Origin of the sequence: Nocardioides sp., assembly GCF_016462705.1 — a bacterium.
GTDB lineage: Bacteria > Actinomycetota > Actinomycetes > Propionibacteriales > Nocardioidaceae > Nocardioides.
In genome coordinates, this window is sequence record NZ_JAEMSS010000082.1 from 1 (window position 1) to 17,915 (window position 17,915).

Annotated in this window: 10 protein-coding genes; 8 read left to right on the top strand and 2 right to left on the bottom strand. The window is 71.1% G+C overall.

Annotated features, from left to right (window positions below):
* From JHD21_RS11810 to JHD21_RS11845, 8 genes are all read left to right on the top strand, one after another.
* On the top strand, positions 1–1,030 hold a 1,030-nt coding region (locus tag JHD21_RS11810; protein WP_292675240.1), incomplete at its 5' end, for a DNA translocase FtsK.
* A 2-nt stretch (positions 1,031–1,032) separates the two neighbouring features.
* Positions 1,033–2,505 carry a helix-turn-helix domain-containing protein gene (locus tag JHD21_RS11815; protein WP_292675243.1) on the top strand — a complete coding sequence of 491 codons (1,473 nt, stop codon included), beginning with the start codon at positions 1,033–1,035 and terminating at the stop codon, positions 2,503–2,505.
* Positions 2,506–2,559: 54 nt separating this feature from the next.
* The gene (gene rimO, locus JHD21_RS11820) at positions 2,560–3,930 is read left to right on the top strand and encodes a 30S ribosomal protein S12 methylthiotransferase RimO (RefSeq protein ID WP_292675262.1); all 1,371 of its coding nucleotides are present in this window, start codon (positions 2,560–2,562) and stop codon (positions 3,928–3,930) included.
* Positions 3,927–4,589 carry a CDP-diacylglycerol--glycerol-3-phosphate 3-phosphatidyltransferase gene (gene pgsA / locus JHD21_RS11825; protein WP_292675246.1) on the top strand — a complete coding sequence of 221 codons (663 nt, stop codon included), beginning with the start codon at positions 3,927–3,929 and terminating at the stop codon, positions 4,587–4,589. The genes rimO and pgsA overlap by 4 nt, the downstream gene beginning before the upstream one ends.
* Positions 4,590–4,790: 201 nt before the next feature.
* The gene (locus JHD21_RS11830; RefSeq protein ID WP_292675249.1) at positions 4,791–10,595 is read left to right on the top strand and encodes an ExeM/NucH family extracellular endonuclease; all 5,805 of its coding nucleotides are present in this window, start codon (positions 4,791–4,793) and stop codon (positions 10,593–10,595) included.
* Positions 10,592–11,119 carry a CinA family protein gene (locus tag JHD21_RS11835; RefSeq protein ID WP_292675252.1) on the top strand — a complete coding sequence of 176 codons (528 nt, stop codon included), beginning with the start codon at positions 10,592–10,594 and terminating at the stop codon, positions 11,117–11,119. The genes JHD21_RS11830 and JHD21_RS11835 overlap by 4 nt, the downstream gene beginning before the upstream one ends.
* A 32-nt stretch (positions 11,120–11,151) precedes the next feature.
* Positions 11,152–11,484, top strand: coding sequence for a helix-turn-helix transcriptional regulator (locus JHD21_RS11840; protein WP_292675254.1), 333 nt, complete (start codon positions 11,152–11,154; stop codon positions 11,482–11,484).
* A 29-nt stretch (positions 11,485–11,513) separates the two neighbouring features.
* Entirely contained in the window at positions 11,514–14,699 is a 3,186-nt protein-coding gene (locus tag JHD21_RS11845) for a M12 family metallo-peptidase (protein WP_292675257.1), read from the top strand.
* On the opposite strand, the gene JHD21_RS11850 is transcribed toward JHD21_RS11845, so the two are convergent.
* Together JHD21_RS11850 and JHD21_RS11855 are read right to left on the bottom strand one after the other, a co-directional pair.
* Complete coding sequence (locus tag JHD21_RS11850) at positions 14,689–15,486, bottom strand: DNA-formamidopyrimidine glycosylase family protein (RefSeq protein WP_292675260.1); 798 nt, start codon at positions 15,484–15,486, stop codon at positions 14,689–14,691. The genes JHD21_RS11845 and JHD21_RS11850 overlap by 11 nt on opposite strands.
* A partial coding sequence (locus JHD21_RS11855; protein ID WP_365695960.1) for a crosslink repair DNA glycosylase YcaQ family protein occupies positions 15,479–17,915 on the bottom strand: 2,437 nt, incomplete at its 5' end. The genes JHD21_RS11855 and JHD21_RS11850, both read right to left, overlap by 8 nt.

Genomic DNA, 17,915 nt, shown 5'->3' on the forward strand with positions numbered 1-17,915 from the left:
GAAGATGCCGCACCTGCTGGTCGCGGGTGCCACCGGCTCCGGCAAGTCGAGCTTCATCAACTCGATGATCACCTCGATCCTGATGCGCTCCACGCCCGACGAGGTGCGGATGATCATGGTCGATCCCAAGCGGGTCGAGCTGAACGCCTACGAGGGCGTCCCGCACCTGATCACGCCGATCATCACCAACCCGAAGAAGGCCGCGGAGGCGCTGGCCTGGGTCGTCCGCGAGATGGACATGCGGTACGACGACCTCGCCAACTTCGGCTTCCGGCACATCGACGACTTCAACAAGGCGGTCCGCGCCGGCAAGGTCACCGTGCCGCCCGGGTCGGAGCGCGAGGTGGCGCCGTACCCCTATCTCCTCGTCATCGTCGACGAGCTGGCCGACCTGATGATGGTCGCGCCGCGTGACGTCGAGGACGCGATCGTCCGGATCACCCAGCTCGCTCGCGCCGCCGGCATCCACCTGGTGCTCGCCACGCAGCGACCCAGCGTGGACGTCGTCACCGGGCTGATCAAGGCCAACGTTCCCTCCCGGCTGGCGTTCGCGACCTCGTCGCTCGCCGACAGCCGGGTCATCCTCGACCAGCCCGGTGCGGAGAAGCTGGTCGGCCAGGGCGACGGGCTGTTCCTGCCCATGGGGTCCTCGAAGGCTGTGCGGGTCCAGGGCTCGTGGGTCACCGAGAGCGAGATCCACGCGGTGGTGAAGCACTGCAAGGCCCAGCTCGAGCCGACCTACCGCGACGACGTGACCGCGCCAGCTGCCAGCAAGCGCGAGCTCGACGACGACATCGGCGACGACATGGACCTCGTGGTCCAGGCGATCGAGCTCGTCGTGTCGACGCAGTTCGGCTCCACCTCGATGCTGCAGCGCAAGCTGCGGGTCGGGTTCGCCAAGGCCGGCCGGCTCATGGACATCCTCGAGAGTCGCGGCATCGTCGGCCCCAGCGAGGGCTCCAAGGCCCGCGACGTGCTGGTCAAGCCGGACGAGATCGACGCCGTCATCATGACCCTGCAGGGGGAGTAGTCGTGAACCAGGTCTCCGTGGGTCGCAACGCCAAGGTCGCCGCGGTCGCCTCCGGTCTCACCGGACTCGTGGCCGCCGCCTACTTCGTGCGTGCGGCAGGAGGTGGCAGCGCGCTCGACTGGGCGGTGTTCGCCGTCCTGGGCTCGTTGACGCTGCTCCACCTGCACGCGCTGCGGGACGCCCGTACGCCGCTGTTCGTCGCCGACGACCAGGGCGTCCGGGTCAGGACGGGCCGGTCCTGGCGGGGCATCCCGTGGGCGGACCTCGAGGAGCTCGAGCACCTGCCGCGTCGCGGTGTGCTCCGCGACGGCCGGCTCATCCTCTTCCCGCGGGACGGCAGCGAGCACGTGGCGACCCCGCTCGGCCTGGTGACGACGATCACCGGGTCCGACGGCGACCTGACCGCGTCCCTCGCGCGGCTTGCGGGTGACCGCTGCGAGGTCGTCGAGATCGTGCCCGCGGTCCAGGACGACGCCGTGACCGGTGATGAGGCCGGCGACGAGCTCACCGCGGTGGCCGTGGCCGAGGCCGCTGAGTCTCCGGACGCCGCTGACGCCGATGACGCGACCGGCGAGGTCCCCGCAGTGGTGGCGAGCCCGACGCCCACGACGTCCCGCGACACCGTCCCGGCCCGGCGCGCCGAGATCCTGGCCGAGCGCGAGGTGGCCGAGCCCGAGCAGACGGTGGCGATCGACGTCACCGACACCGGGGTGTGGCGGTCGTCCACGGTGGTCATCGACGACCTCGCGGACGTGCCGGTCGTGGACCCCGTCATCGGTCCCCAGCTGCGCGCGGCACGGGAGCGCCTCCGGCTGAGCATCGACCAGCTCGCCGAACGGACCCGGATCCGGCCGCACGTGATCGAGGCCCTGGAGATCGACGACTTCGCCCCGTGTGGCGGGGACTTCTACGCCCGAGGTCACCTCCGCACCCTCGCCCGGGTGCTCGGGCTGGACGCCGCGCCCCTGCTCGAGTCCTACGCCGAGCGGTACGCCGACGCCCCGGTCGACCCGCGCCGGGTCTTCGAGGCCGAGCTGGCCACCGGACGCCGCGGCCCCCTCAAGGGCACCCGTGGCGGCCCCAACTGGTCGGTCCTGGTCGCCGCCGTGATGGCGTTCGTCCTCATCTGGTCGGTCGCCCGGCTGGTGCTGGACCAGCCGCCGTCGGTGACGCCCGCGAGCCCGAGCCTGGCCAACGGCTCCGCCGGCCTCACAGGGGGTGGAGAGCTCGCGCCCCCCGTCGAGGTCCGGCTGACGGCCGCCGGCGGGGGCGCCCACGTGGTGGTCCGCGACGGAGGTGGACAGGTCGTCTTCAAGGACTCGATCGCCTTCGGCGCCACGCAGGTGCTCGAGGTGAGCCCGCCGGTCCGGATCCAGTCGAGCGACGGCTCGCTCGAGGTCACGGTCGACGGCCAGGAGCACGGCGCGCTCGGTGAGACCGGCCAGACCGCCCAGGACGTGTTCACCGCGAGGTAGCGCGCGCCCGCCACTTCGTGCCCGGGGCACGTGCGCCGGTAGTCTCGTTCGGTGCTGTCCGTTGCGTTGGTGACCCTTGGGTGTGCCCGTAACGAGGTCGACTCCGAGGAGCTCGCCGGCCGGCTCGAGGCGGACGGCTTCCAGCTCGTCGCGGACCCGGAGTCGGCGGACACCGTGGTCGTCAACACCTGTGGTTTCGTGGAGGCCGCCAAGAAGGACTCCGTCGACGCGATCCTCGAGGCCGCGGACCTGCGCGACACGGCGGGTCTCGGCGGCAAGGCCCGGGCGGTCGTCGCCGTCGGCTGCATGGCCGAGCGCTACGGCGCGGAGCTGGCCGCCTCGCTCCCGGAGGCCGACGCCGTCCTCGGCTTCGACGACTACCCGGACATCGCGGACCGGCTGAGGTCCATCGTGGCGGGGGAGACCCACCACCCGCACACCCCGCAGGACCGGCGCCGGCTGCTGCCCATCTCCCCGGCGGAGCGGACCAGCGCGCCGGCCGCACCGCGGGCCCGCCTCGACCGCGCGCCGACCGCGCCGCTCAAGCTGGCCAACGGCTGCGACCGACGATGCACCTTCTGCGCGATCCCGATGTTCCGCGGCTCGTTCGTCAGCCGCCGCCCCAGCGAGGTGCTCGACGAGGCCCGGTGGCTCGCCGCCGAGGGGGTGCGCGAGCTGTTCCTGGTCAGCGAGAACTCCACGTCGTACGGGAAGGACCTCGGCGACCTGCGCCTGTTGGAGACCCTTCTCCCCGAGCTGGCGGCGATCGAGGGGGTCGACCGGGTGCGGGTCTCCTACCTCCAGCCGGCCGAGACCCGACCCGGGCTGATCGAGGCGATCGCGTCGACACCGGGTGTCGTGCCCTACTTCGACCTGTCCTTCCAGCACGCCAGCAACCCCGTGCTGCGGCGGATGCGCCGGTTCGGCGACGCGGACAGCTTCCTCGCGCTGCTCGAGCAGGTGCGGTCGCTGGCGCCCACCGCGGGGGTCCGCTCCAACGTGATCGTCGGCTTCCCCGGAGAGACCGAGCGCGACCTGGAGGTTCTCTGCGACTTCCTGGTGGCGGCGCGGATGGACGTGACCGGCGTGTTCGGCTACTCCGACGAGGACGGCACGGAAGCGGAGTCGTTCGACGGCAAGCTGGACGAGGACGAGATCCGGGCCCGCACCGAGCACGTGTCCTCGCTCGTCGAGGAGCTGACAGCCCAGCGGGCCGAGGAGCGGGTCGGCGAGGTCGTCACGGTCCTCGTCGAGGAGGTCACCGTCGACGGTGGGGTCGTCGGGAGGGCCGAGCACCAGGGACCCGAGGTCGACGGCACCACGTCCCTGGTCACCTCCGCGGCCGGGTCGGCCGTGGTGGGCGACCTCGTCCTGGCCCGGGTCACCGGTGCCGAGGGGATCGACCTGCTGGCGGTGCCGGAATGACCGACCCGGGCCTCGATCCGACCACCTCAGAGCCGCCGGCCACACCGGTGAAGCCGAGCAACTACAACCTCCCCAACGCGCTCACGACGCTGCGGATCGTGCTCGTGCCCTTCTTCGGCGCGGCGCTGCTCATGGACGGTGGCGACTCGGTCGGCTGGCGGCTGACGGCGTTCACGATCTTCGTGGTCGCCATGATCACCGACAAGATCGACGGTGACATCGCCCGCTCGCGCGGCCTGATCACCGACTTCGGCAAGATCGCCGACCCGATCGCCGACAAGGCGATGACCGGGATGGCCTTCGTCGGCCTGGCCGTCATCTTCGAGAGCCCGTGGTGGTGGCTGGGCACGATCGCGGTCCTGGTGCGTGAGTGGAGCGTGACGTTGCTCCGGCTCTCCATCCTCAAACGGATGGTGATCGCGGCGGACACCCTCGGCAAGCTGAAGACGACCTTCCAGGTCATCGGCCTGAGCGGTCTCGTTCTGCCCTTCCGGGACCCGGACCTGCCCGGCTGGATGGAGACCCCCGGGACCGTCCTCTACTACGCCGCGGTCGTGCTCGTCGGGATCGCCGTGGTGCTGACCATGGTCTCGGGTGCGCAGTTCTTCATGGGCGTATGGCGTCAGCGCCACCAGCTCCGCCGGACCGCCCAGGACTGACTCTCCGGTCAGTGGGAACCACCTCGGTAACGGTCCGGCCCAGGGGGTTGACCTTGGCCTGATCGTCACGGACAGTTCACCCACTGCCCTTCCCCAGCAGTGAGACTTCCCTTCCGTGACGACGCCTCTCGGGTCGTCATCGTTCTTTCCTCTTCCGACCCGTCGCTCGACCCGTTGTCCGTCTGACTCTGGAGACCCTTGATGCCTCACGCCCGGCCCCGCACTGGCGCCCGATTCGCAGCGTTCCTCTCGGCGGCCCTGGCCCTCACCGGCCTCCAGCTCCTGATCGTCGCTCCGGCGGCACAGGCGGACGTGTCCAGCAAGATCGCGACCTTCCCGTACACCCAGGACTGGTCGAACGCGGGTCTCATCACCACCAACGACAGCTGGTCAGGCGTCACCGGGGTGCAGGGCTACCTGGGTCAGGACATCACGACGGGGACCGGCACGGACCCGCAGACGCTCACCAGCGACAGTGCTCTGGCCAACGACACCGACGTGATCGCCAACCAGACCAACCCCTCGGGCAGCACTGCGGGTGGGGTCGCGGAGTTCGAGGCGGCGTTCCAGTCGATCGCGCTCCAGGGCAGCGGCACCGCGGACGCACCGAACGTCGTGTTCCACCTCGACCTGACGGGCAAGACCGGCACGACCTTCTCCTTCGACGCCAAGGACCTCGACGGGTCGAGCGACAACGCGGTACAGTCGATCGCAGTCCAGTACCGGGTCGGTGCGGCCGGCGCCTACACCAACCTCCCGGCCGGGTACATCGCCGACACCTCGACGGGGCCGAGCCTGGCCACGCTGGTGAGCCACCGCGACGTCACCCTGCCGGCTGCGGCTGACAACCAGCCCTCGGTCTTCGTGCGCGTGCTCACCACGAACGCCGTTGGCAGCGACGAGTGGGTCGGCATCGACAACGTCTCGATCGTGCAGGACTTCGTGCCCCCGCCGGTGTCGGTCAACGCTCCCGGCAACAAGACCGGCACCGTGAACGTGGGCATCGCGCCGTTCCAGCTCGCCGCCAACGGCGGAGTGCAGCCCTTCACCTGGGAGGCCGTGAGCGGCATGCCTCCCGGGGTCACCGTGGCTCCCGACGGCGTGGTGTCGGGCACTCCCACCACGGCCGGCGAATACGACCCGATCGTCCAGGTCACCGACTCGAGCTCTCCCACGGCGGGGACGGACACCGAGACGTTCTCCTTCGACATCGGGGCTGCCCCGACGACCGTGACGCCCATAGCAAGCATCCAGGGCACGGGAGCGACCTCGCCGGTGAACAACCAGGTGGTCAGGACGCAAGGCGAGGTCACCGCGTCGTACCCGACCGGCGGCCTGAACGGCTTCTACATCCAGACGCCCGGCGCCGACACCCCCAACGCGTCCGATGCAGTCTTCGTCTACGGCGGCGCCAACGGGTTCAACAACGGCAGCTACCCGGCGATCGGCGACTCGGTCGAAGTGATCGGCACGGTCGGTGAGTTCTCCGGCCAGACCCAGATCACCGCGAACAACGCCGGCCTCGCGGTCATCGCGGACCTGCCTGGAGCCGTTGCGGTCAAGTCGCAGATCCCGGGGACTGACTGTGCGCTCCCCGGCGCCGGCTGCCTCGCAGGTGCGGCACTCGACAGCGCGCGTGAGGTCGTTGAGAGCGAGGCGTTCCAGCCGGCGGCGGCCTGGACGACGACAGACGTCTACGACGGGTCGCCCTACTACAACGACGGCAGCAACGGGACCTCGATGTTCGGCGAGATCGGCCTGGCGGCCGACAGCACCATCCCTCTGGTGGCCCCCACGGAGATCATCGACGCCCAGGCGACGGCAGCGAAGAACGAGCGCATCGCCTACAACAACGCGCACCGGATCATCCTCGACGACGCGTCGGCCACCAACTACACGACCGCGGCCAACACAGGCCTGCCGTTCCCGTGGCTCACACCCACGCACCCGGTGCGGGTCGGCGCCGCGGTGACCTTCCCGGCCCCCGTGATCTTCACCTCCGGGTTCAACGCCTGGCGCCTGGTGCCGACGACCCAGGTCGTCGGTGCGCCGACCGGCACGCAGCCGCAGTTCGCCCAGACCAGGGCGGCCAACGCCGCGCCGCAGGCCGTCGGCGGCGACGTCAAGCTCGCCACGTTCAACGTCCTGAACTTCTTCCCGACGACGGGCAACGAGTTCGTCGCCCTGGGAGGCGGGCGGACCTGCACGTACTTCACGGACCGTGACGGCAACCAGATCACGAACAACTCGTGCAACCCCAACGGTCCGCGCGGGGCGGCCAACAACGCCAACCTGGTGCGGCAGCGCGACAAGATCGTGTCGGCCATCAACACCGCAGGCGCGGACATCGTCTCCCTCGAGGAGCTCGAGAACTCCGTGCACTACGGCAAGCCCCGTGACTTCGCCATCAACGCCTTGGTGAGCGCACTCAACGCTGCCGCGGGTCCCGGGACCTGGGCCGCCGTGCCCTCGCCGGCCGCGGCCGATCTGCCGCCCCTCGCGGAGCAGGACGTCATCCGCAACGGCTTCATCTACAAGCCCTCCAAGGTGGCCCTCGTGGGTGGATCGGTCGTCCTGGCCGACCAGTCGAGCGGGACGGAGGCGTTCGCCGACGCACGTGAGCCGCTGGCCCAGGCCTTCAAGAGGGTCGGCACGCCAGACGCTGACGCCTTCGCGGTCATCGTCAACCACTTCAAGTCCAAGGGATCCGGCACGGCCGACCCCGACGGCCAGGGCAACGCCAACGACCGTCGCATGCTCCAGGCCAACGCGCTGGTGACCTTCGCCAACGACTTCAAGACGCTGCGCGGGATCACCCGGGTCTTCCTGGCTGGTGACTTCAACGCCTACTCCGAAGAGGACCCCATCCAGATCCTCAACGCGGCCGGCTACACGAACCTGGAGTCGACCAGCAACCCGGAGGAGGAGAGCTACAACTTCGACGGCCAGATCGGCTCGCTCGACCACGTGCTGGCCAACGCCGCGGCGCTGGCCGACGTGGAGGGGGTCGACATATGGGAGATCAACTCCAACGAGTCGGTCTACTACGAGTACAGCCGCTACAACTACAACGTCACCGACCTGTACCTGCCGGGGCCGTTCAAGTCCTCGGACCACAACCCGGAGCTGGTCGGCATCGACACCGCCGACCCGACGACGACCGACGTCCAGATCTTGGGGACCAACGACTTCCATGGCCGGATCTCGAAGGACCCCACGTCGGCGGCGGCTGGAGCCGGTGTCCTGGCCGGTGCTGTCAACGAGCTGCGAGGCAACAACCCCAACTCGATCTTCGCGGCCGCCGGTGACCTCATCGGAGCGTCGACGTTCGAGTCGTTCATCCTCAACGACAAGCCGACCATCGACGCACTCAACGAAGCGGGCCTCGACGTGTCGTCCGTGGGCAACCACGAGTTCGACCAGGGCTACGACGACCTGGTGGACCGCGTGATGGCGGACTACGACGCCACCACCAACCCCGAAGGCGGGGCCGAGTGGGCCTACCTCGGCGCCAACGTCCGGTTCAAGGCCAACGACAACCCGGCGTTGCCGTCGACGTGGACCAAGGACTTCGGTTCGATCCGCGTCGGTTTCGTGGGCACCGTCACCGAGCACCTGCCCGAGCTGGTGAGCCCAGGGGGCATCGAGGAGATCAAGGTGACCGACATCGTCACCGAGACCAACGCGGCCGCCAACGACCTGGTGAACACGCAGGGCGCCGACATCGTCGTCATGCTGGTCCACGAGGGTGCTCCGATGACGAACTGCACCGACATCGGCGCCCTGGCGCCGGACACGGACTTCGGGTCGATCGTCAAGGGCGTCAACGACAACGTCGACGCGATCGTGTCGGGACACACGCACTTGGAGTACAACTGCTCCTTCGCAGTCCCCGGCTGGACGGGACGCCCGGTCACGGAACGTCCGGTGGTGTCCGCGGGCCAGTACGGTGCCGCGCTGAACAAGCTCGTCTTCACCGTCGACAACACCACCGGTGAGGTCCAGAGCAAGACCCAGAGCGTCGTGAGGCTGAAGAGCTGCTCGGCGTCGAACGGGACGTCGTGCGGCGGTTCTGGTCAGCCTGCCTGGGTGGAGTCGTTCGCCACGGACGCCGACACACAGGCGATCGTGGCCGACGCGGAGGCGGAAGCCTCCGTGCTGGGCGCGGTGCCTCTGGGTCAGATCGCGGGTCCGATCAAGCGTGGCTACCTCGCCAACGGGACCACCGAGAACCGTGGCGTCGAGTCGACCCTGGGCAACCTGGTCGCCGAGGCGCAGCGCTGGCAGACCTCGGGTCCGGAAGCGGGCTCGGCGCAGATCGCGTTCATGAACCCGGGTGGTCTCCGCACCGACATGCTCGGCAAGGCGCCCAACGTGGGCGACCCCAACTACCCGCGGGTGCTCACCTACAAGCAGGCCGCCGAGGTGCAGCCGTTCGCGAACGGTCTGGTCAACATGGACCTGACCGGTGCGCAGATCAAGACGGCGCTGGAGCAGCAGTGGCAACCGGCCGGGGCTTCGCGGCCGTTCCTGAAGCTCGGTGCCTCACAGGGGTTCACCTACACCTCCGTGCCGCCTCCGGCCGGATCCCCGGCGGGGACCAAGGGGACGGTGACCGGGATGTGGCTCAACGGTGTGCCGCTCGACCTGGGCGCGACCTACTCGGTGACGGTCAACGGGTTCCTGGCGACAGGCGGCGACAACTTCGGGGCGTTCGCCGGCGGTCTGAACAAGGCCGAGGCCGGTCTGACCGACCTGCAGGCGATGGTCAACTACATGGACGAGTTCGCCAACACAGGTGAGGGCGACGCGCCCCTGCCGGCACCGACGAAGCAGAACGGCGTGCACGTGGTGTTCCCCGCAGGCGCCCCGGCGTCGTACGCCTCCGGCGACCACGTCACCTTCGACGTCAGCGGTTGGTCGTTCAGCAACGCGGCCGACCCGCTGGACACCGAGGTCGTGGTCAAGCTGGGCGCCACCACCCTGGGGACGTTCCCGCTCAACAACGCCATCCAGGCCGCGCTGCCCGGGTTCGACGCCACCGGCACCACCAGCGTCGACGTCGTGATCCCGGCCGGGGCGTCGGGAGGGACGAACACCCTCGTCCTGTCCGGCGCGACGACCGGGACGGAGATCCCGGTGCCGGTCAACGTCACGGCCAGCCAGTCGATCGCCGCGGACGACGTGACGATCACCTACGGGCAGCAGGCTCAGGTCCAGGTCACCGTCACCGGCAACAACGGCACCGCCACCGGGACCGTCGAGCTGTTCGACGGCGCCCAGTCCCTGGGCTCGGCCAGCATGGTCGGCGGCGTCGCCACCATCACCCTCGCTCCGCGATCGGTCCCTGCGGGAACCCGGACGCTGCGCGCGGTCTACAGCGGTGGCGGCGGGTACAGCCCCGCTGAGACCGAGCTGCAGCTCACCGTCCTGAAGGCGACGCCGACGCTGTCGGTGGACGCCCCGAAGGTGCGGTACGGGCAGTCGTCCACGGTCACCGTGACCGTGGCTGCGGGCGGGGCCGCTCCCGGCGGCACCGTCGAGATCCGGGAGGGCTTCACGCTGATCGCCTCGGGGACAGTGGTCAACGGCACGGCGACCATCACCCTGCCGAAGCGTTCCCTGCAGCCAGGCAATATCCCCCTGACGGCGGTCTACTCCGGTGACGCCAACACCCAGGCCGGATCTGCGCCATTCGTTCTGCAGATCGTGAAGGCGAAGTCCAAGGTGGACGTCGAGGTCAAGCCGCAGAACATCAGGGCAAGGAAGACCGATGTCCGGATCGCCGTGAAGGTCGAGGCGGACGGGGTGCCCACGGTCGGCGGCAAGGTGAAGATCACCGTGCAAGGCCTGGGTACGACGACGCTGACCCTGTTCAACGGCAAGGCCGTGCTTGAGCTCGCCCCGTTCAAGAAGGCCGGGACTCGTAACGTGACGGTCAAGTACCTCGGGAACGACCAGGTGAACGACGACACTGCCAAGGACGTGATTACCGTCAAGCCATGACGGCCGGACGGACCACGAAGGACCCGAAGCGGGACGCCCTTCGCGAAGCCGCGGTGGTCCACGGCCTGCTCCTGGAGGGGGAGCAGACCGTGGCCACGGCGGAGTCGCTCACGGGCGGGCGCCTTGGGATGCTGCTCACCGAGACGCCCGGCTCGTCGGCGACGTTCGTCGGTGGCGTCGTGGCGTACGCGACGAGGCTCAAGGTCTCCCTGCTCGGGGTGCCCGAGAGCCTGGTGGAGGCCCACGGCGTCGTGTCGGCGGAGTGTGCGCGGTCGATGGCCCAGGGTGCGCGCCGGCTGATGGGAGCGACGTACGGCCTGAGCACCACGGGGGTCGCAGGACCGGAGACACAGGAGGGCAAGCCGGCCGGGACCGTGTTCGTGGCCGTCGCCGGGCCCGACGACGAGTCGGTCGTCGCCCTGGAGCTGGCTGGGTCGCGCTTCGAGATCCGCGACCGGACCTGCGCCGAGGCGCTGTCCGCGCTCGCTGCCATACTGCGCGGGAAGAAACCCACCCTCGGGTAGCGTTGGGCACACGGACCCGGAAGGAGACCCGCATGGTGCTGTTCCGCCGACTGCTCGGCGACGTGCTGCGCGCGGAGCGGATGCGCCGCGGCATGACGCTTCGCGAGGTCTCGGCCGAGGCCCGGGTGAGCCTCGGCTACATCTCCGAGATCGAGCGCGGCCAGAAGGAGGCGTCGTCCGAGCTCCTCGCGTCGCTGTGCGGCGCCCTCGACGTGCCGCTGTCCGACGTGCTGCGTGAGGTGTCCGACGCAGTCGCCCTCGAGGAGGCGGCGATCGCCCTGGAGGTCGCCTCGCTCGAGATCGCGACCCTCGAGGTCGGCGGCACGGGCCTGCGCGGACCCGACGTGGTGGCTTCCGCCGCATAACCCGCCGCCCCGACACTAGTTTGTCGGACATGACCCTGCGGCCCGGCCGGCTCCTGCTCAGCACGCTCGCCCTCGGGCTGACCGCCTCGGTGCTGGGAGCGGTGCCGGCTTCGGGCAGCCCGACGGCCTTCCCGAGCCCGGCGGTCGACGACCTCTTCACCCCCCTGGCCGACCTGTCGCTGGCCGGGCCCAAGGTCCGGGTGAGCCCGACCGACTACTCGGCGTTCTCCGTCGAGGTGGGCGACCTGCGGTCCGAGCTGGCGCAGGCGCCGAGCCCGGACGCGGCCGCCCGCGGCACCGGTGCCGCCCTCCAGGTGGAGATCCCCGACCCCAGCGGCGAGCTCCAGCGGTTCGCCGTGGTCGAGACCGTGGTGGGCGAGCCCGGCTTCGAGGCTCGCCACCCGGAGCTCCGCACCTACGCGGGCAACGGGGTGGACGACACCAGCCTGAGCATCCGGATGGACCTCACGCCGATGGGGTTCCACGCGTCGGTGCGCAGCCCGGGCGGAATGGGCGCCTGGTACGTCGACCCCGCCTTCAACCGGCGGGGCGAGACCCGGCACCTCAGCTACTACGGCTCGGCGGTGCCGCGGTCGGCGGAGCTGTTCGTGGAGCGCGATGCCGACGACACCGCCGAGGCGCTCGCGGCGGCCACCGAGCAGATCGGCGCTCCGGACGGGCCCGTCACCCAGAAGGACTACCGGCTCGCGCTGGTCACGGACCCGAGCTACGCGGCGTACTTCGGCGCGGCCAACGTCTCGGCTGAGAAGGTCACGCTGATCAACCGGGTCAACCAGGTCTACATGGACGACCTCGCCATCCAGTTCCTCCTCGTCGCCGACAACGACCTGCTCAACCTCGACACCGCCGCGCTGGCCACCGAGCCCGGTGGCCCGTGCGGCGCCAACGCCTGCTACACCACGACCCAGCTCGAGGACGGCTGCACCGGGGACCTGCTCAACCGCAACATCTTCGTGATCGGCCAGATCATCGGCGCGGACGACTACGACATCGGCCACATCGGCCTCGGCATCAACGGCGGCGGCGTGGCCGGGCTCGGCGTGGTCGGCGGCAGCGGCAAGGCCCGGGGCTGTACCGGACTGCCGTTCCCCGAGGGCGACTTCTTCGCCATCGACTACGTCGCCCACGAGCTCGGCCACCAGATGGGCGGCAACCACACGTTCAACGGGACCCAGGGCAACTGCGCCGCGCCCAACCGCAACACCGACACGACGCTCGTCGAGCCCGGGTCGGGGTCGTCGGTCATGGCGTACGCCGGCATCTGCGAGCAGGACAACCTGCAGCCGCACAGCGACCCCTACTTCTCGTTCGTCAGCATCCAGGAGATCACCGACACCGTCGCGGACGACACCACCACCGCCGACGAGCAGCAGGTGGTCAACCTCGAGGGCTTCGACGGCACCGACGCGTTCACGATCTCGTGCGCGGGGTGCCCCAACGGTGCCAACACGGTCACCGCAGGCGTCGGATACAACTCGCTCGCGGTGGCCAACGCCGTGTCGGCGGCCACGGGGGAGACGGTGACCGCGCTGGAGGTCAGCGACTACGACAGCGGCGGCTTCCCGGCACCCCTGTCCCTCCCCTCCGAGGACGGGTTCACCGTCGACTTCGCGCTGGCGGGAACCGGCGTGGACGTCCCGACGCTTGTGATCACACCGACCGTTCCCGACACGTTCACGACGTTCACCGGCACGACCGTCAACGGCGGCGAGACCACCAACGAAGGCACCAGCGAGACGGTGGCCAACACCAACCCGGTCGTGACCGCCCCTGCTGACAGGACCATCCCGGTCCGGACGCCGTTCACCCTCACCGGGTCCGGCACGGACGCCGACGCCGATCCGCTGGTGTACCTCTGGGAGCAGACCGACACCGGGTCGGGTCTCGGCACCGGCCTGGTCGACAACACCAAGGTCGAGGGCCCCCTGTTCCGGATGTTCGGGGTGCGTGCCGACGTGTCGCAGGCCGAGGCGCTCCAGTCACCGTCTCCCGACATCAACCTGGCGACCGCGAGTCCCAGCCGGACCTTCCCCGACCTGGCCCAGGTGCTGAGCGACAACACCAACGCGGAGACGGGAGCGTGCCCCGCCGCGCCCGCCGCGCCGGCCGAGGTGCCGGTCCCGACGGTGGAGTGCTTCGCCGAGTTCCTCCCCACGGCGGGTTATGCGGCCAACCTCCTGACCGGCGGGTCCCTCGGCTTCCGGCTCAGTGCGCGGGACCAGAAGCCGGTCGGCGGGGGATACGCCTACGACGACGTCGAGCTCACCGTCGACCCGTCCGCGGGGCCTTTCCTCGTGACCTCCCAGTCGACGGGTGGAGCCGGGGTCGCGCCGGGGACGCAGCAGACCGTGACCTGGGCCGTGAACGGCACCGACGCGGCCGGGCTCGCGCCGAACGTGCGGATCTCCCTCTCGCTCGACGGCGGCGCGACCTTCCCGGTCGAGCTGGCCGCGAGCACCCCCAACGACGGCTCCCAGGCGGTCACGATCCCGTCGGTGCAGTCCGCGGCGGCCCGGATCAAGGTCGAGGCGGTGGGCAACTACTTCTTCGACGTCAACGACGCCGCTTTCACCATCGGGACGGCGCCCGACACCACCATCACCGACGGGCCGGCCGCCAAGAGCTTCGTGCTCACCCGCCGGGCGCGGTTCGCCGCCGCGTCGACGACACCGGGATCCACGTTCGTGTGCACGCTCGACCGCAAGAGCATCCCGTGCGGCGCCAGCACCCGGGTGAAGTACAAGCCGGGCACCCACGTGTTCGGGGTCGCCGCCCGCTCGGCGAGCGGAGTGCTCGACCCGACACCCGCGACCCGGGTGTTCGCCGCGCCGTTCAACGACGGCGAGCTCACGCGGGTGACCAAGCGCTGGGTGCGGGTCAAGGACAAGCGCTCCTACCGGGGCGCCTACCTGCTCACGTCCGCCAAGGGCCAGGTCCTGACCCGTCGGGGTCGCGCCATCACCAAGGTGGCGCTGGTCGCGCACACCGGCCCCCGCTTCGGACGCGTCGCGCTGATGGTCAACGGCAAGAGGCTCACGGTGATCGACCTGAGCAGCCCCTCCCTGACCAAGAAGGTCCTGATCAAGGTGACCGGCCTGAAGGGGAAGCGCTCGGGCAGGTTCTCGATCCGCACCCTGGACGACAAGCCCGTGCGGATCGACGGGCTCGGGCTGCTGTCCAGGATCACGGGGTAGCGGGCTGGCAGGACGGGCACCAGTAGGACGCCCGGTCCCGCCCCGCCGGACCCTGCATCTCCACCACGACCGGTGTGCCGCAGCGCCGGCACGGTGACCGGTCGCGACGGTAGACCCAGAGCCGCTCGCGCTCGCGCAGGTTGCCGGTGGTGGACTGGAACGCCCGCGCCTTGTTGAGGGCGAGCACCTGCTGCGCGCGCACCACGAGCCGGCGCAGGTCGGGCACCCGCTCCACCGGTGTCTCGGGGTGGATCCCCGCGATGAAGCAGAGCTCCGCGGCGTACATGTTGCCCAGGCCGGCCAGGTTGCGCTGGTCCAGGAGCGCCTCGCGGAGCGGGCGTCCGGGCTCGGCGGACAGGCGGCGAACAGCCTCGTCGGCGTCCCAGTCCGGGCCGAGGAGGTCGGGGCCCAAGTGACCGACGACCGACTGCTCGTCGGCGCGGTCGACGAGCTCGACGATCCCGAGGGAGAACCCCACCGCGGCCTTGTCGGCGGTGGTCAGGACGACGCGGGCCTGGTGAGCGGGTCTCGGCCAGCGCTGGTCACGACCGAGCACCCGCCACGCTCCCTCCATCTTCAGGTGCGTGTGCAGCGTCCACCGCTCCTCACCGGCGTCGACCCGGGTCAGCAGGTGCTTGCCCCGCGAGACGGTGCCGACGACGGTGCCCCCGCTGAGGTCGGCGGTCGCGTGCTGAGGCACCCGGAAGTCGGTCCTGGTCAGGACGTGTCCGGTCAGGGCCCGGTCGAGCAGGCGGGCGGCTCGGAAGACGGTGTCGCCCTCAGGCATGGCCGCTGCTGAGCCTCAGCCCGCGCGGGGTGACGACGAAGCCGGCGCCCTGGAGCGCCTCCCGCACCGGGGTGGAGCCCGACCCCAGCAGCTGGGTGCCGTCGGCGCTCTCGACGGTCATCCGGCCCAGCGAGCCGCGCCGAGCCGCGTCGGCCAGGGCCTCCGCGGCGGGGGCGAGGCGCTCGGCATCCTCGGACCAGGTGAGGAGCGTCTTGCCACCGCGCTCGACGTAGATGGTGAGCTCACCGTCGACGAGCACCACCATGGCGCCGGCCTTGCGGCCCGGGCGATGGCCGCCGGCCTCCTCGTCGCGCGGCCAGGGGAGGGCTGCTCCGAAGGGGTTGGCCGGGTCCGTCGCCGCGAGGCACAGGGCCGTCGGCTTGTCGTGGGGGTCGGTCTCGCTGAAGGTGCGCAGCCGGTCGATGGCGCCCGCCGTGCCGAACTGCGCCGCGCCGAGCCCGTCCACGAAGTAGCCGCGGCGGCACCGCCCCGTGTCCTCGAAGGCGGCCAGGACCTTGTAGGCGGCGGCGAACCCCCCGGCGGTGCGCTCGCTGACCACGGCGCCGCGGATCACGACCCCGTGCCGGTCGAGCAGGCGCTCGGCCGTGGCGTGCGCCCGGCGGGTCGGGTCGGTGTCGAGATCGGGCAGCAGCGCCCAGCGGCCCGCTGTCTCGGGCGGCCCGCCCCGCGCGGTGCTGCGCAGGCGCCCGCCGACCCCCGTGGTGGAGGCCATCCGCGGGCGGGCCGGCCCGGACCGGGTGCGGTGGGTCGCCCGGCCGCCGCGGGTCAGCGCCCGCAGCGGCGTCAGGGTGTCGTTGCTGATCCGGCTCGCCCAGGCCAGCTCCCACAGGGTGGCGGAGAGCGCCTTGTCGTCGGTGGAGCCGACAGCGTCGGAGAGCTGCCGGAAGAACCAGGCTCCGCCGGGAGCGAGCGCGTCGAGCACCTGCTGGTGCAGCTCGCTGTGCTGGAACGGTGCGTGCTCGGGCAGCGTGAGCGGGGCCTGGTCGGCGAGGTGCAGCGACACCCACCCGTCGGCGCCGGGCAGGGCGCCGTGGCCGGCCCAGAGCACCTCGCCGGCGGCGGTGAGCTCGTCGAGGTAGGAGGTCTCGTAGTCGCGCACCCGGGCCGGGAGCACGAGTGACTCGAGGGCGGAGGCGGGCACAGGCGCCCCGGCCAGCTGGTCGACGGCGGTCAGCACGCCGTCGACGCCGCGCAGCCCTCGGGTCGTCGACCCCGTCGCCACCACGTGCTGCCACGCCGGCAGGAACCGGCCCAGGGCCGCGGGCGGGACCGGCTCGACCTCCTTGCGCAGCCGGGCCAGCGAGCGGCGGCGCAGCGACCGGAGGACCTCGGCGTCGCACCACTCCGAGCCGGAGCCGGCGGGCCGGAACTCGCCGTCGAGCACCCGGCCGTGGGCCGCGAGCCGCTGCAACGTGTGCCGGACGACCGCGGCGCCGAGCCCGAGCCGGGATGCCGCCTGGTCGGTCGTGAACGGTCCGTGGGTGCGCGCGTAGCGGGAGACCAGGTCGGCGAGCGGATCCTCGACCGGATCGGTGAAGGCCTCGGGGGTGCCGGGCGGGACGGCGACGCCCAGGCCGTCACGGAGCCGGGAGACGTCCTCGATCGCGGCCCAGGAGTCGACGCCGGCCACGCGCACCTGCACGACCCGGCGGCCGAGGGCGGCGAGCGCCTCCTCGGCGTCCACGCCGTCGGCGGACCGGGCCTGCACCTCCTCGGTGGTGAGCGGGCCGAGCAGCCGCAGGAGGTCGGCGACGCCCTCGGCGCCGCGCGCCCGGCGGTCGGGAGCGAGCCGTTGGAGCTCGGCCTCGACCTCGGCCAGCACCTCGGGGTCGAGCAGCTCGCGCAGCTCGGCGCGGCCGAGCAGCTCGGCGAGCAGGCCCTGGTCGAGGGACAGTGCCGCCGCCCGGCGTTCGGCGATCGGGGAGTCGCCCTCGTAGACGAACTGGGCGACGTAGCCGAAGAGGAGGCTGCCGGCGTACGGCGAGGGAGCCTGCGTCGCGACGTCGACGACGTGGACCTCGCGCCGGTCCACGGCCTTCATCAGGGCCACCAGCGCCGGCAGGTCGTAGACGTCCTGGAGGCACTCGCGGACCGCCTCGAGGACGATGGGGAACGAGGGGTACTTGGACGCCACCTCGAGCAGGGCGGCAGACCGCTGCCGCTGCTGCCAGAGCGGAGACCGGCGGCCGGGGTCGCGGCGAGGGAGCAGCAGCGCCCGGGCGGCGCACTCGCGGAACCGGGACGCGAACAGCGCGGACCCGCCCACCTCGGTGGTGACGATCTCGTCGATCTCGTCGGCGTCGAAGACCACCAGGTCACCACCGGGCGGCTCGGCATCGGTGTCGGGGATCCTGATGACGATGCCGTCGTCGGAGGCCATCGCCTGGCCGTCGACGCCGTAGCGCTCC